This window comes from Acinetobacter sp. YH12156, from assembly GCF_013418235.1.
Lineage (GTDB): Bacteria > Pseudomonadota > Gammaproteobacteria > Pseudomonadales > Moraxellaceae > Acinetobacter > Acinetobacter pseudolwoffii.
In genome coordinates this window covers 156,247-171,764 of sequence record NZ_VPCL01000001.1, presented here as the reverse complement: position 1 = coordinate 171,764, position 15,518 = coordinate 156,247, and the positions used below count along the sequence as shown (strand labels likewise).

The following is a 15,518-nucleotide window of genomic DNA, read 5'->3' as shown; positions in this document are numbered from 1 at the left end:
GGATTTTTTATTTATTAACACTATGATGTTTTAACTTGCTTACCGTACTGATCAGCCATCACTTCGACCAACTGATCCAGCTTGATGTATTTTTTAATCACGGCATCAATATCGGCTTTCGTCAGTTGGGCAATCGCCTGATCACGTTTTTCACGGTAAATCAGCTTACGATCTTTTTCCAGTTGAGGAACCAACATACTGTGAATACGGCGATCATCTTCCAGTGCATTGACACGTTTTTTCAAAATGCTGGCTTTGGCCGCTTCCACTTCCTGTTCAGTTACACCACGTGTTAACAGCTCATTGAGTACCTGATGCACCGTTTGAGAAACCTGTGCAGATTTACCTGCGGTATAATTGGCACCCAGTGCCAAAGCACCTGAATCGGCCCATTCATTAAACTGAACATGGGCACTAAAACCGTAGACCAGCGCATTTTTTTCACGTAATTCCTGAGCCAAACGGGAAGACAGTTGAGAGTCACCCAGAATATGACGGAAGACTTGTAAAGCAGGTACATCTGCATGGTCTGCCCCCACCGGGAAGGTCAGCAATGCCTGATAACTACCGAACTCACGTTGTTCAGATAATGCATGAATTTTTTGGGCTGGATAGCTTCGATATTCTGATTTCAGGCGTTCATAAGGCTGTACCGCTTTCCAGTCCGCGAAACTATTTTTCAGCATTTTCTGTATAGATTTTGGCTGAAATTCCCCAGTCACTGCAATGTGTGCATGATGCGTTTTAAAGAATTGCTGATACAAAGCGACCACTTGCTCACGAGTGGCTGCTTTAAACTGCCTGGTGGCCAGTTCAGGTTCAAAATGGAAACGAATGTCACCGGGTTGATAAACTTCGATGGTTCGCGCCATGGTGAGGCTCGACACTGTATCTGGCTCGGTATAAGGACGATCCAGACTGGATAAGGTCTGACCCTTGATCAAATCAAACTGGCTTTGCTCAAATGCAGGGTTTTTTAGTACATCAACCACATATTGGAAAAACTCTGCAAACTTCTCTTTTTTGGCACTGATCTGTATGTTCAGGCCATTACTCGATGGGCTGGCAGTCGCTGAACCGCCTACTTCGATAATTTTGTCAGCAATCTGCTGCAAGCTCTGGCTTTCCGATGAGCGCAGCATTAAATACGCGGTCAGATCCAGAATCTCGCCTTTATTCATCAGGCTTTGCGCAGTCCCAAAATCCAGAGAAATTGTGGCATACACCTTGTCATCGCGAATATTGGTTGGGAATAGCGCGTATTTAATGCCATTTTTTAACTTACCACGCTGAATCTGCTTGTCCTTGGCAGATAAATACTGCTTGGATTGCGCTACATACTGCTTCACTTCCGCCTGATAAACACTGACATCCTTTAAAGGCTCTTCTGTCTCAGCCTGTTGGTCCAGTGTTTTTTTCGGTGCTTCCGTCTGTGTCACTTCCTGCGCTTTTTTCTGATCTTCAGGTGTTGGCAGGATATTGCCAGAAATACGATATTCAGGTTTTAGAAAGCCTTTATAGACCTGATTGACCTGACTCACATTCAGGTTTTCAATCGCATTCAGATCTTTAAAATACTGGCTCCAGTCACCCGAATAAGCCACGGCATAATCACTTAAACGTGAACCTAATGCAGTCGCGCTATTTTTAATATTATCAGCCTGATTGCGGGTCAGGTTTTTAACTCGGTTTAATTCGGCCTCGGTAAATGGCTGGCTTTGCTCTACGCCTTGAATCAAACTTTGTTCCACAGTTTTTGGCTGATGATTGGGTGCATAGATCGCGCCCATAAACACCAGATTAAAGTCTTTATCTAACCAGGTGCTAGATTGCACCATGGTCGATTTTCCACTTTCCACCATGCTCTGATATAAATGCCCGCTCGGTTGCAAGGTATAGAGCGTCGGCGAAACAGCCAAAGCAGTCTTGATCTTTTCATCCGGACCATTCAGGTAAATATTGAATTTGGCCAGATCACTGCCCTTTTGCACAGTAAATTCACGCTGTTGAATCTGCTCAGGTTTTAAAGCCGGAACTTTCACTTGCGCCGGTACACTTCGCGATTGAATCGGACTGAAATGGCTATCAATCTGCTTTAATACTTCCGCCTTATCAAACTTGCCTGAAATCACCATAAAGGCATTATTCGGTGCATACCAGCTCCGGTAGAACTGGTTCAATTCCTGCATATTGATGGATTGCAGCTCATTCAGATCACCAATCGGTAAACGGCCCAAATACTGATTGCCATAAGCCGACTTGAACACCTGATCCATGAGTACTGAAAATGGCTGATCCAGACGAATTTCGCGTTCGCGTTTTACAATATCAATTTCGGTCGGTACATATTTTTCCTGAAGAACCAGCTGATCCATACGCTCAGCTTCAAGAAAAATCACTTCACTGAGCGCCGTTTTTTCAGGACGAATGACATTGGTATATTTGGTTGAATAATAATCGGTACTGGCATTGGTCATTAAGGTATATTGATCGAGCCGACGCTGAAATTCATCACCTTTGACATTTTTAGTGCCTTTAAAAGCCAAGTGTTCCAGCAGATGCGCCAGACCACCTTTTCCTTTAGGATCATTCAGTGAACCGGTCAAATACACCGTATTCATAAAAATTTTATTTTCTTTATCATTCGGTGCCAGGATAATTCGTAAACCATTATCAAGACGATACTCCTCCACATTCTGTTCAGTTTTCACCAAAACAGGTTGTGCAAAACTCAGCGCACTACAACCCGACAACAAAATCGCCAAGCTTAAATTCTTATAACGTACCAACATTATTCATCCAGATTTTCAATGTAAATTTTTATTTGCGCTCATTTTAGAGAATGATTCTTATTCTGAATAGTCTTTTCTAAATTGAATCATTAAAATAACATGCCGCCTTGCCTGACGACATGCATATCTATGTAATCAGAGATTAAAGATAAAGTTCAGCCTGCATATATAATTTGCCATAACCCGAAATTTCAATTCGTTCCTGATCTTGCAAAGCACAATAAAGTACACCACCGCGCGCTGATGCCTGATAAGCGACCAGTTCATTTTTACCCAGTTTTTCTGCCCAAAGCGGTGCAATTCCGGTATGAATAGAACCTGTAACCGGATCTTCATTGATGCCATTACTCGGAGCAAAATAACGTGAAATACAGTCATATTGCGTATCTTGTGAGGTGATTGCGACATCCAGTAAAGTCGCTTGAGCAGTAATCGCAGCACGCTTGCCATTTAACTGTTTTAACAGTTCAAAATCAGGTGTTTCATCCAGTACATCCTGTACCGATTCATATTCAACAATATAGGCTTGTGCATTCAGATATACCCGCTTGAACGGTTTGCTTAATGCCTGTCTTAAAGCTGCTGGATATTCTGTGACGGCTACTGCACGGCGGATTGGAAAATTCATTCTGATCTTGCCATCCGCATCCTGATGGACCACAAATATACCCAGATCTTTCACATGAAATCGAATCGTTTTTGCCGTACCAAATTGATTGAAAAGTACGAAGCTGCTCGCTAATGTCGCATGACCACAAAAATCGACCTCTTTGGTCGGGGTAAACCAGCGAATGGCATAATTTTCTGCATCAATTATTTTCACAAAAGCTGTTTCAGACAGATTATTTTCCAAGGCGATATTTTGCATCAGGCCATCTTCGAGCCAGTCCTCCAGCACAATCACCGCAGCTGGATTTCCTTTAAACAGTTCCGTGGTAAACGCATCGACCTGGTACATTTTCATTTTCTGAAGTCCTCAATATCACAGTCTCTAGTTTAAAAGCTTTTTTGCAAGAGTGAACTTGAATATGCTAATAATCTAACTAATCTAGCCACTTAAATACACCAATATAGTGAATGATGCGGTATGACCAACCCCCATCTTCAAAGTGTTCTCCTAGAAAAATCCTATCGGCTGGGTAGGCTGAGCCTGCATGATGTACCTGAAAAATTAGCACCATCTGGCCTAAGGTTATTTAAATTCTTTGGTTTTGATATTTCTCTGGGCAAGGCTGTGCTGCATAAATACTCTGCGAGCTGATTCCCGGGCCGTATAACCAGCAAATGCATGATCTGTTTATTGGCAAGCTGATTGCAGCCGATGCCAATGATCAGTCTTCCGCGACAGTCACTGACATTATCATGTAGTGAGTGAAGAATGGAAAAGTACTCATCATGTGACTGGTGGACAATTTTATAGCATTGGCAAGGCGGTAAGCGTTGATGATTCGGACGTATAATTTTTTAAATGGGACATAAACAAAAATTATCCCGGATGAGCAGATAATATCTGCAAGCCCAGAGCATCTGAAATTATGCTACTTTATTCTCAATCTTCATTTGGTTTGATGCGCTATGATGCCTTTTAAAATTCACTGTATTGATGTCCAGAACTCGCTGCAAAATTATATCTGGTTGCTGGAACATACGGCTTCTCATCAGGTCGCAGTCATTGACCCGACCGAAGCAGGATTGGTGCAAGATTATTGTGCCGAACACGGTTTAACCTTAAGTCAAATCTGGTTAACGCACTGGCATAAAGACCATATTGGCGGTGTGCCCGGCTTAATTCAGGGACAAAATCTGCCTGTTTATGGCCCGCGTGCAGAACTCAGTAAAATTCCGTTTATCACGCATCCACTTGAGCATGAAGAACAGTTCAGCTTTCATGGGGCAGATGTTCAAGTGATCGCAGTACCAGGCCATACATTAGGCCATATCGTTTACTTCATTGATGCGATTGATGTGCTGTTCTGTGGCGATACTTTATTTGCCATGGGCTGTGGCCGGGTTTTTGAAGGTACTTATTCACAGATGTATCATTCACTGTCACGTCTGGCTGCCTTGCCACCACGCACCCAGGTCTATTGCACGCATGAATACACCCTCTCGAATGCCCAGTTTGCCAAACATGTCGAACCGGACAATCAGGCAATTCTGGAACGCTTCGAGCATATCGAACGCTTGCGTATGTTAGGCCAGTGCACGCTGCCAAGCAGCATTGAAGATGAATTACAAACCAATCCTTTCCTGCGTGCGGATAGTGTGGAAGAGTTTCAGCGCTTGAGAACCCTGAAGGATCAGTTCTAGAGTTAAAGATCCATATTAAAGAATCTGGTGACTTTGCGCATAAGCATCCAGTTCGTCTTGAGTGACGACACGCACTGCCTGCATTTCGTCAACACGTACCAGCAGCAAACCAGCTAAGGCCGGTTGATAACGACGTGCACTACCAAACGGCGTATAGGCTACTTTCGATTGCACTGTAAAATTCAACCAGTCCTCATGTCCCAGCATCACAGCAACCGGATCTAAGCCCTGTTGCTGCATCCATTCAATTTTCTGATTCACATTGTGTTCAATCGTCAGCTCAGTCATGGCAATCGTATTTAATTCAAGAATTACATTTTTGATAGTATAGGGCATGCATCTCAAACGATAGCTCAGAAAACCAGCAGCTGCTAATGATCCGATTAAATAATCAATGCAACTTTAATATGCCGATGCTTCGGCATTCCCTATTCTTACATTTTATGGTGTTGATAAAGTTCAAATTTAGATCAATAGCAAAATAAGCCTTTGAAATTAAAGTATAATTAAGTTTATTTACATGCTATAAAAACTTAATATTTAGTTACAACCTATTCAATATGATAAAAATCATTTACTTAAGTCATAAACTGCTTCTTTAGCGAGCATACGATGTTCACTAAACATTCAAATTAGATTAAATTAATTAAATATGGGAATTTGCCCTTTAAAACAAAATTTCTCACCCTTATTTAAGATAGAACAATGATGAAGGAGTGATCTCGTGAAAAAAGTGGTTAAAGCTAAAAATCTGATTGCATTTCGACTATGGTTAGAAAAATTAGGATATTCCGTTCGCACCCTGGCTGATGATCGTGGTTTCAGTTTCAGTTTCAAAAAAGAATACGGTCTGGTCACCTGTGATCTGGCCGGCAATGCACTCGCGATCCAGCTGGGTGAGGAATTTGAAGATCATTTAAAAGCCTGATGCAGGTTATTTTCAATCAAAAAAATAAATAAATTATTCCACTGATTCAGCAACTCTATTCTCCAATCTTTAGTCCGTTTCGACGGACTTTTCTTTTTATCTTGATTAAATAAATTTCAGGCAATAAAAAAGCAAGGCATCAGCCTTGCTTTAATATGATGGTGGGGACGGAGAGACTCGAACTCTCACACCTCGCGGCGCTGGAACCTAAATCCAGTGCGTCTACCAATTTCGCCACGTCCCCATCGGGGTACCAACTTAGCGTTGGATTTTTCAAACTTTGGCAGAGGATCAAGGACTCGAACCTTGACGAACGGTTTTGGAGACCGTCATGCTACCATTACACCAATCCTCTACTCGGCCAGTTTACTCAATTACTCAAGTAAATTGGTGGGGACGGAGAGACTCGAACTCTCACACCTCGCGGCGCTGGAACCTAAATCCAGTGCGTCTACCAATTTCGCCACGTCCCCAATGGCTGTGTATATTATAGAGATAGACCGTCATTGACAAGCGATTTTACAAGCAATCACATTCTATTCCGCTAGAAATTAAACAGTTAATTATATTTTTTTACTTTTGATAAAATTTATCAAGACAATTTGACTCTTTGAAGACGAAACCACAAATTCAGTATTTTAAAAGGTCTCAGCTTTATTTTGTGTCATAAAAACCAAAATGTATAAAAAACAAACTACAGATCAAGCCTTATATTGTATGGCCTCGGCATTCAAAATAAGGCAACCATGCTTTTTATATAACTTCCGTCACACACGTTCTATCAAGCAAAATAAAGATTTAAGAATAAGATCAATGAAAATTGCTGTATAAAATTTCAGGCAATAAAAAAGCAAGGCATCAGCCTTGCTTCAATATAATGGTGGGGATAGAGAGACTCGAACTCTCACGCCCAGAAGGCGCTGCGACCTGAACACAGTGCGTCTACCAATTCCGCCATATCCCCATGGCTGTGTATATTATAGCGATCAGACCCGATTCACAAGCAATTCTGTAGCAGGAAAATACTTTTATATCAAAATTTAAGCAATTAATTCAGTATTGTGTAAATACTGACCTATTTGCACTGTTGTCGCCTAGTTTCATCGAAACAGATAAGATCAATACGCACCACAGGAGAATCACATATTCAAATTTAGACTTTAGCTGACTTGGATAATATCAATTATTGCATCTAATAAAACAAAGTTTCCTGAAGCTCTGCCCTTTCCTGAGCATTGACCCGTTTTCTAACGCTCTTCAACAGACTAAACCTATGCGTAAAAGACAGCAAAATTTTACAGCTTAAAAAAGCTGGTATAAATTTCAGGCAATAAAAAAGCAAGGCATCAGCCTTGCTTTAATATGATGGTGGGGACGGAGAGACTCGAACTCTCACACCTCGCGGCGCTGGAACCTAAATCCAGTGCGTCTACCAATTTCGCCACGTCCCCATCGGGGTACCAACTTAGCGTTGGATTTTTCAAACTTTGGCAGAGGATCAAGGACTCGAACCTTGACGAACGGTTTTGGAGACCGTCATGCTACCATTACACCAATCCTCTACTCGGCCAGTTTACTCAATTACTCAAGTAAATTGGTGGGGACGGAGAGACTCGAACTCTCACACCTCGCGGCGCTGGAACCTAAATCCAGTGCGTCTACCAATTTCGCCACGTCCCCAATGGCTGTGTATAATATAGAGATCATTTCCAGCTGACAAGCCGTTTATAAGAAAAAAACACTCGTTTGATTAAATAAGAAACAATCCCGATTTTATTGTATTTTTCTCATTCGATTTCAGTCACTAAGTAGTGTTTAACCGCTTTAAAATCTGCCAACCGATGCTGTTTTTGCTTGCCTAGCATCAGCGCTAACAACTTTTCAAAAATCTGAATTTGTTCAGGCAACTCAACTTTTAGGCGCTGACAATGTAAAAACGCCCAATCCAGATAGTCAGTTGCCTGCAAGCGCTGTCCACTCAGCCATTCATAAAAAATCACGCCCAAAGCATAAACTTCGCTCTGCAAGCTTTTGGCTTTTCCTTGGAATAATTCCGGTGCCATATAACGTGGTGTCGCATTAAGCTTATGAACTTCAAGCTGATCCAGAGGCTGGACGTGTTCAAAATCAAGTAGACATACCCTACCCTGATCATCAACAAAATGCTCCCGCTTTAAATCCGCATGCAAATAACCCAGCTGTTGCAGGCAGATTAAAGGTTCTACCGCTTGCAGCAAATGTTGTCGAATCTGCGTTACAGAAAGTTGATCTGGCATGATCTGAAAATGTGCTGGTGCATCGACCAGAATCAAAGCCTGCTCAAATTGTTCATGTTGAATGGTGAATGGCTGTTGAATAATTTGATGGGGAAGGAAAAAGTTCAGATCACTCGAACGGCTATGCGTTTGATAAAAATTCAGCTCCTGCTGCCAGCCCAGCTCTGCATGCGGAGATGATATTGAGCTGTCAGATTTAGTCGACACTTGAGTTTTTAGCCAGAATGCGGGCTGACCCGCAGCATAATACAGGCGTCGGCCAAAACCCAGACTGCGGGTTTTGGTTCTTGGTTGAAAATCGAAAGTATCAAGATGATCTAAATTAAGTGGTTGCAATATATTCAGGCTTTGGATCAGCAGTATATTGATAATTTAGCAGTTCCAGACAATGCTGAATAGTTTTCCCCACCCGTTCCTGAGTCTCAATTAAGGAAATTTTTGGCCAAGTGGCCCGTTCGCCTTCGCGCTGCAAGATTTTAAAGAGATAGGGCCGTGGATTTTGCAGCATATAGCTATAGTGGCGCAGGCTATATTTACCGACAATATTCACATCGCCATAATAACGCTGATCGACCACCCCATAGCCGTGATCGAGTATGCGGCGTAAAGGAGGCAAGCTTCCGGCATGTTCCCGGGCAAAATCCATCATTCCTTTGGTAATCACCGCACCCTGACGGCGTACAATCCGTTGTGGCCAGCTTAAGGTACCTTTGCGGAAACGTGCGACATCATCTTGCATAAATGGCACGATATGCGGATTGACCTGGCTGGCGATGGTGTAATTGATATTGTACAGCCGGGCCATTTTTTCCTGTGGAAAATCACTGCGTACACTGCCATCGACCCAACGTGTTGCTCCCATATAAGGGGTATATTCACCATCATAACGCTTACTGGTCAAACGTACTGGCGGAAACAGAATAGGGACTGCACAAGAGGCCAAGACCGCACTCCAGACCAGCACATCCGGAGAAGTATAGGCATTTAAAATACGGGCATCCTGTGCTGAATCATAAGGGGCAACAGCAATATTGATATGCAGACCTGAGGTTTTGAGTGCTTCTTCAAAGGTCAGATCGCCTAAATTTTCGACCAGAAATTTTTTCAGGTATTTGACATCTGCCAGACCTCCATTGCCTTTCAGCAATTCACTCATGGTTCGGAAATGAAACGCCTCATGAAAAAAATTATGCCCCTTCAAAAGATCGACATACTGCGAGGGTTTGGATACACCCAACATTGCCGTCATGATGGCACCTGCACTAGAACCTGACATGACCTTTGGCAATAAATCCTGCTTCATCAGAGCCTTACAAACGCCGGTATGAAACAGACCCAAGGTCGAGCCACCGGAAAACATCAAGGCTGGCTGACCATAAGCACGCTGACAGCCTTTGAAGAATTCAATTTTTTCTTCCATATTTAAACAGCTACAGTCTGTTGAAGCGATATGTGCCAGCCCCTGACTAACCTGCTCCACATAATCTTCAATAATTCTTTTGGTGCCGACATAGGCTTCGGTGAACAATAAAGGATGGGCAATATTGGCGATATCGTAGCTTAGACCTTCACGCAGAATATACATCAGGTCGTGGGTACGTTTCTGTTGTCTATAGCGTCTTAATTTACCCAAACGATGCGCAATAACTTCTGCATCAAAATAGGGAGAACTATTGTCGAATTTCCATTCTTGCGCCCCGGATTCTTCATCTATTTTTAGCGCAATATATTTCCATTCCTCATAGGACTCAGCTTGTTGCAGCTGCTGCTTGAGTTTTTTAATACGATAGGCCTGATGTGGATTAATGTCCTGAGTAAAATCTTTAAACAGCATCTGCCTTCTTCCCTATATTGTATTTTTCATTCATCTTGCACTGCGTAGAAAATATGCACCGATCTGTTCATAACAACAATAGCGAAAATTCTCTGCTTTAAGCAAATTATCACACTTTTCAGGCTTTGACTGTGAATTTTAGGGTGATAGTATCCTAGACATAATTTTAAATCTGTAATGCTGAGATCATGGCGAAAATTGAGTTACCTGACAATATCTTGAATACCCTTTCGACTGTTCTGCTGCAACTTCAGCAAAGCCTGCCCGAGCTGAAACATGCTCCTGATTTTTCTGCACATGCCTATAAATGGCAACAGGGTGAACTCAAGCCCATTCATCAGCTTAGACAGATGGAACTGGCCGATTTAAAAGGGATTGAGCGACAAAAAGAAAAAGTCATCCAGAATACTTTGCAGTTCTTAAATGGCTTGCCTGCCAATGATGTCTTGCTGACTGGTTCGCGTGGCACCGGTAAATCCTCTATCGTTCGTGCCCTGCTGACCGAATACGCAGCGCAAGGTTTACGCCTGATTGAGATTGAACGCGATGACTTGTCAGAACTTCCGGAAATTCAAAAACTGATTGCAGACCGTCCTGAAAAGTTTATTGTCTATTGTGATGATCTGGCCTTTAATGCAGAAGATGAAAATTATCGCAGTTTAAAAAGTGTATTAGATGGTTCATTGCAATCGGGTTCGAGTAATTTTGTGATTTATGCGACCAGTAACCGCCGCCATTTACTGCCAGAATTTATGCATGAAAATACGCCTGTCACCCGGGTCGATGTTCCGCAATATACTGAGCTACATCCTCAGGAAGCAATTGAAGAGAAGATTTCGCTATCTGACCGTTTCGGCTTATGGCTGTCTTTTTATCCAATGGATCAGAATTTATATCTGGAAATTGTAGAGCATTATCTTAAAAAAGCTGAGATGGAATTGACCCCGGAAACCCGAGCCGAAGCCTTGCGCTGGTGTCAGGCACGCGGTCAACGCTCAGGCCGTGCCGCTTATCAGTTCTCGAAACACTGGATTGGGGCAACTCAGTTGAATAATCTGGAACAATAGAAAATTCAAAAGATCAGGCTCAACGTAAATATCGCTTTGGGCCTTCTTAGATTCGCATTTGAAGTGCAACACCATGTTGTTGCCATAATACCTGACTCGGACTTTTAAAGCCGAGTCTTTTATCTTGTGTATCATGCAATTTTTACTCTGAATCTACTAAATCAAACCATCTAAATCAGCAAATGCATCGCGGTCCCATAGATATGTAGAACCTTGAGATTTTTACCTTCATTGCTAACATCTTCAGCAGTAATGCATTTTGCTCTCATATGTTCATCAAACTGACAGACTGGGTTCTGATCATAAACATTGAGTAAAATCTATGGATATTGCATTGGGTGAATATCTTTTAATGCCTCTTTAAACAAGACTCGACCAATCCTACGCTTTTATGCAGCTTTCAATACATATAACGCTATAATTTTGGCAATGCCTTTTGCTTCACTTAGCGAAACATCAATAAAGCCCTGAATATGCCCTGCTCCTTCTGTAACCAATAGAATATGGTTATTGAGCTTGAGCACCTGCAATCATAAAGCAAGCCGTGTATCTAGCTTATATTCCGCCAAAATAGGTAGATAGAGCATCTGCTGACAGGTTTCTTGCCCGCTCTGCACATGCGCTTGTGCAATAACTGCCACATCTTCAATTGTCGCAGGGCGAATCATTCTTGATCCCTTTATCATTCATTTTATTTTTAAATTCTCCAATACTTCTTTGAAAAACACTATCTTATTAATCAAAACCTTGAAACTAAACATGATACATAGATTTGCCATTCCTCATAAAATGAGTTGACAGATAAAAGCTGAATATTGTGCTACTGGATATAACTTAGTGAATATCACAGCTAAATTGTGTTGGTCGCACTTCAACTTGTTCAGCATCACAGTGAACATTTACTATTACGTCATCACCAATACCAATACATGCATTACTTAAGACCCATAAATTATTTGTATAAAATTGCCAATTTCCTTCACCACGACAACGATACTGTACCTGCTTCAAACGGCAATCCGAATACACGTGATCTGGTCGTGTTGCACGTCCAACTACACCCACCAAATGCACACGTGGACGCCCTGAACTCCCACAACGAAGTGCACCTACACTGGTTCCATTACGTACTGCATTACGATATTGTAATAACTCAATTTTCTTTCTTGCTTCTTGCTCTTCTTTCTCGACTTGAGCCAGTTTACGTTTAAGCTCCTTTTCTTTTTCACTTAAACTTAACTGTTCTTTTTTAATTTCTGATTTTTTTTGATCATTATTTTTAATTACTGAATCAGTATTCTCACCTCTTGCCTTACGCGCTGCGTCTGCAAGATCCACCATTTTTTGAGCTTCTGCTGTCCGGTGTTTACCCAACAAATCGACCTGTTTTTGAATTTCTTTTTGTTTTACCGAGTTTTGATAAGTTTCACCATAGGTTCGCCCCCACTCTCCAGAAGGAGGTCCAATCATTACATATTCTGCAGAAAGACCTGTGGTGGTAAAGAACGATATATAAATTAAATATTTCTTCATTTGAAAATCAAAAAATCAAGCTTTTAAGTTGTATTTATATATTACCTAATACTGCTAAAAAAAGAAAAATACTAATCTTTAAAGTAGAGGAGTTTTATTTTAAAATAAAACGATTTATTTATTTGGCTTTTTATACATGAATTACCTAAAGTCTCTGACTATTATGTCCAGCTGTTTTTTATTTACAACACCACTTATAGCAGCAGAGCAAACTGTAGCAAATGCACAAAAATTTTTAACGATTATATTACCAGACAAAGGTATCCAATCTGGAGATTTAAAAAAATATTTTTCAGATATGGCTGATGAGCATGATGGATCAGCACGACTCGAAGGCTATAGTAAAATTACCAACGTAACTACTATTGATCGTTGTATTAGCAAAATAAATTATGATAATAATAGCTTATCTTTGAGAGTTTATCATGGTGGTTCAATGGTTGAACCGGTAGTATCCCTAAGACCTGACTTACGACTAGGGAGTACCGAAAATGGAATTGATTGGGGAAAGGTTTTAGAAGTTAAACAATCTAAAGAACTTGTTTCTATACGCTTAAAAAATAATGAACCATACACTATTTTTTCATTAGGAAGTGAAGATATAGCGACACGTGTAAACTATGCCATGACATTTCTTAAGCAAAAATGTGATCCAGCGAATGGAACAGGTTTTTAAGTTTAAAAGGCACTATGTTAAACATAGTGCCTTTTTTACTTATAACACACCTGGTGCACTGAAATTATATGAGCGTCGTGTAGGAGCAGGTGCTTGATAAATCGGAGGTGCAGTATATACAACTGGCTTAGGCTTATCATAGTTTATTTTACAAACCCAATAGGTTTGTTGAATATTTGAACATATACAACCTGAAGTAGTCGAACCACGTTGAATTTTCTCATCAGCTTGATTACATGCTTTACTTCTGTCTGCACCCACCCCTTTTGATGTATAATTGTATGCTTGGGTTTCAAAGCTAACAATAGCAGACAAACCAAGACCTAAAATAAAAAAATATTTAGATATATTCATTTAAACTACTCTAATCTTTGCTTAAAAGCGAAGATAACCAATAAAAACACTCACTCTCCCTATTTTAATTTTATTCTATTTATTTAAAACCATAAATGATCAAAAATAAGACAAATAAAAAATATTTTTTATTTGTACACTTTTATAAAAAATTAAATTTATTCTTAATTCCGCCTATCATAGAGCGGGATTCCTATATGATTAAACCATTTTACGGTATCTGTAAGAAAACACTTACTATGGCAGAGTCAAAATAATTTATTATTTGTTGAAAATTTCTACTCAATAAAACCAAGACAATAAAAAAGAGGCTTTCCGCCCCTTTCCTATCTATCTTTAAACCGCTTCAGGATTTTTTAACTCCGTCATCGGCCAACGTGGCGTTGTGGTTACCGCCAAGCCATCCTGCTGCCCTGCTTTCAGACGCTGATAACCTGCAAATGCAATCATCGCACCATTATCGGTACACAGTGCTGGCTCAGCGTAGTAAACCGTTGCCTTGATTTTTGCCAAATCTGCTTCCAGACGTTCGCGTAAACGTTTATTGGCACTGACACCACCTGCAATCACCAGACGTTTTAAGCCAGTCTGCTTCAATGCCTTCACGGATTTTTTTACCAAGGTATCGACAATCGCTTCCTGGAAACTTGCTGCGATATCTGCATCACGGTTTTCATCACCCAGTTTTTTCATTTGAACGGAAACTGCAGTTTTTAAACCGCTGAATGAAAACTCTAGGCCTTGATGCAGCATTGGACGTGGGAAAGCAAAAGCAGCAGGATTGCCTTGTTCAGCCAGTTTGGAAATGTTTGGCCCACCTGGATAGGGCAGACCCATCATTTTCGCCACTTTATCGAATGCTTCTCCGGCTGCATCATCAATCGATTCACCCAGCAATTCATACTGGCCAATGCCATAGGCTGCCATCAGTTGTGAATGCCCACCAGAGACCAACAGCGCCACAAATGGAAATTCTGGCGCTGTTTCAGACAACAATGGTGCGAGCATATGCCCCTCCATATGATGAACACCAATTGCCGGTTTGTTCAATGCAAAGGCCAAAGTTCGACCAAACAACGCACCTGTCATTAATGCGCCCATTAAACCTGGCCCACGTGTATAGGCAATGGCATCAATTTCCGATTTTTTGACGTCAGTTTGCTCCAATAATTCATTCATTAATGGAATTAGTTTACGCACATGATCACGTGACGCCAGCTCTGGAACCACACCGCCATATTCTGCATGCAGTTTAATCTGGCTATAAAGCACCTGCCCGCGTAAACCCAACTCGCTGTCATACAGCGCAAGTCCTGTTTCATCACACGACGTTTCCAAGCCTAAAACGATCATTAAACTGCCTATAACCTGTATCAATTCTATTGCAGTCACTATTATATGCTTGTGGTATGAGATGTAAATGAGTAAAATACTGACCTTCACTTGTGATCACAGGCATTCGGCCTGCGATCTTATCCATAACTTTATGAGGATTCTTCATGCCACAAGTTAAATTGAAAGAAGGCGAACCAGTAGACGTAGCTATCCGTCGTTTCAAACGTTCATGCGAAAAAGCGGGTGTTCTAGCTGACGTACGTAAGCGTGAATTCTACGAGAAACCAACTCAAGAACGTAAGCGCAAAAAAGCTGCTGCTGTTAAACGCTACCAAAAGAAATTGGCACGTGAATCAGTACGTACGACTCGCCTTTACTAAGATTAATTTGTGATTGACTGCCTGGATTAAATA

14 protein-coding genes, 7 tRNA genes and 1 pseudogene are annotated in these 15,518 nt (G+C 41.2%); 6 read left to right on the top strand and 16 right to left on the bottom strand.

Going from position 1 to position 15,518, the window contains the following annotated elements; all coding sequences use genetic code 11:
• Positions 1-20: 20 nt before the first annotated feature.
• Positions 21-2,792 (bottom strand): pitrilysin family protein, encoded by a 2,772-nt coding sequence (locus FTU87_RS00865; RefSeq protein WP_180096490.1) that lies wholly within the window; start codon positions 2,790-2,792, stop codon positions 21-23.
• A gap of 142 nt (positions 2,793-2,934) precedes the next feature.
• Complete coding sequence (locus FTU87_RS00860) at positions 2,935-3,756, bottom strand: PhzF family phenazine biosynthesis protein (protein ID WP_180096489.1); 822 nt, start codon at positions 3,754-3,756, stop codon at positions 2,935-2,937.
• A 153-nt stretch (positions 3,757-3,909) separates the two neighbouring features.
• Here FTU87_RS00860 and FTU87_RS15210 point away from each other — a divergent pair.
• Positions 3,910-4,252, top strand: a pseudogene (locus tag FTU87_RS15210) (flavin reductase); the annotation flags it as partial.
• A gap of 115 nt (positions 4,253-4,367) precedes the next feature.
• A complete protein-coding gene (gloB, locus tag FTU87_RS00855; protein ID WP_074382958.1) occupies positions 4,368-5,102 on the top strand; it encodes a hydroxyacylglutathione hydrolase in 735 nt (244 codons plus the stop codon).
• A gap of 15 nt (positions 5,103-5,117) precedes the next feature.
• On the opposite strand, the gene FTU87_RS00850 is transcribed toward gloB, so the two are convergent.
• On the bottom strand, positions 5,118-5,390 hold the full coding sequence (locus tag FTU87_RS00850; protein WP_074383176.1) for a hypothetical protein: 273 nt from the start codon (positions 5,388-5,390) through the stop codon (positions 5,118-5,120).
• Between the two features lie 436 nt (positions 5,391-5,826).
• Here FTU87_RS00850 and FTU87_RS00845 point away from each other — a divergent pair, with 436 nt between their 5' ends.
• Positions 5,827-6,030: a hypothetical protein gene (locus FTU87_RS00845; protein ID WP_005096596.1), complete on the top strand. Its 204-nt coding sequence runs from the start codon at positions 5,827-5,829 to the stop codon at positions 6,028-6,030.
• A gap of 159 nt (positions 6,031-6,189) precedes the next feature.
• Here FTU87_RS00845 and FTU87_RS00840 read toward each other — a convergent pair.
• The 9 genes from FTU87_RS00840 to FTU87_RS00800 all read right to left on the bottom strand — a co-directional run bounded on the left by FTU87_RS00840 (position 6,190) and on the right by FTU87_RS00800 (position 10,140).
• Positions 6,190-6,274, bottom strand: a tRNA-Leu gene (locus tag FTU87_RS00840).
• 37 nt (positions 6,275-6,311) lie between these two features.
• A tRNA-Trp gene (locus FTU87_RS00835) sits at positions 6,312-6,385 on the bottom strand.
• A gap of 33 nt (positions 6,386-6,418) precedes the next feature.
• A tRNA-Leu gene (locus tag FTU87_RS00830) sits at positions 6,419-6,503 on the bottom strand.
• A gap of 405 nt (positions 6,504-6,908) precedes the next feature.
• Positions 6,909-6,994, bottom strand: a tRNA-Leu gene (locus FTU87_RS00825).
• Between the two features lie 402 nt (positions 6,995-7,396).
• A tRNA-Leu gene (locus FTU87_RS00820) sits at positions 7,397-7,481 on the bottom strand.
• Between the two features lie 37 nt (positions 7,482-7,518).
• Positions 7,519-7,592, bottom strand: a tRNA-Trp gene (locus FTU87_RS00815).
• Between the two features lie 33 nt (positions 7,593-7,625).
• A tRNA-Leu gene (locus FTU87_RS00810) sits at positions 7,626-7,710 on the bottom strand.
• Between the two features lie 107 nt (positions 7,711-7,817).
• Positions 7,818-8,642, bottom strand: a complete 825-nt coding sequence (locus FTU87_RS00805; protein ID WP_100329776.1) for a protein kinase — start codon at positions 8,640-8,642, stop codon at positions 7,818-7,820.
• On the bottom strand, positions 8,629-10,140 hold the full coding sequence (locus FTU87_RS00800) for a DUF3336 domain-containing protein (RefSeq protein ID WP_180096488.1): 1,512 nt from the start codon (positions 10,138-10,140) through the stop codon (positions 8,629-8,631). The genes FTU87_RS00805 and FTU87_RS00800 overlap by 14 nt, the downstream gene beginning before the upstream one ends.
• A 188-nt stretch (positions 10,141-10,328) precedes the next feature.
• On the opposite strand from FTU87_RS00800, the gene FTU87_RS00795 reads away from it, so the two are divergent.
• On the top strand, positions 10,329-11,207 hold the full coding sequence (locus tag FTU87_RS00795; protein WP_100329777.1) for an ATP-binding protein: 879 nt from the start codon (positions 10,329-10,331) through the stop codon (positions 11,205-11,207).
• A gap of 530 nt (positions 11,208-11,737) precedes the next feature.
• Here FTU87_RS00795 and FTU87_RS00790 read toward each other — a convergent pair.
• Complete coding sequence (locus tag FTU87_RS00790) at positions 11,738-11,875, bottom strand: hypothetical protein (RefSeq protein WP_157797501.1); 138 nt, start codon at positions 11,873-11,875, stop codon at positions 11,738-11,740.
• 166 nt (positions 11,876-12,041) lie between these two features.
• A complete protein-coding gene (locus FTU87_RS00785) occupies positions 12,042-12,677 on the bottom strand; it encodes a hypothetical protein (protein ID WP_074382962.1) in 636 nt (211 codons plus the stop codon).
• Between the two features lie 199 nt (positions 12,678-12,876).
• On the opposite strand from FTU87_RS00785, the gene FTU87_RS00780 reads away from it, so the two are divergent.
• The gene (locus tag FTU87_RS00780) at positions 12,877-13,416 is read left to right on the top strand and encodes a hypothetical protein (protein ID WP_074382963.1); all 540 of its coding nucleotides are present in this window, start codon (positions 12,877-12,879) and stop codon (positions 13,414-13,416) included.
• A gap of 39 nt (positions 13,417-13,455) precedes the next feature.
• On the opposite strand, the gene FTU87_RS00775 is transcribed toward FTU87_RS00780, so the two are convergent.
• A complete protein-coding gene (locus FTU87_RS00775) occupies positions 13,456-13,770 on the bottom strand; it encodes a hypothetical protein (protein ID WP_141667071.1) in 315 nt (104 codons plus the stop codon).
• 336 nt (positions 13,771-14,106) lie between these two features.
• Positions 14,107-15,123: a tRNA (adenosine(37)-N6)-threonylcarbamoyltransferase complex transferase subunit TsaD gene (gene tsaD, locus FTU87_RS00770; RefSeq protein WP_074382964.1), complete on the bottom strand. Its 1,017-nt coding sequence runs from the start codon at positions 15,121-15,123 to the stop codon at positions 14,107-14,109.
• Between the two features lie 146 nt (positions 15,124-15,269).
• Between tsaD and rpsU the strand changes: the two genes are divergently transcribed.
• On the top strand, positions 15,270-15,485 hold the full coding sequence (gene rpsU, locus FTU87_RS00765; protein ID WP_001136722.1) for a 30S ribosomal protein S21: 216 nt from the start codon (positions 15,270-15,272) through the stop codon (positions 15,483-15,485).
• Positions 15,486-15,518 lie beyond the last annotated feature (33 nt).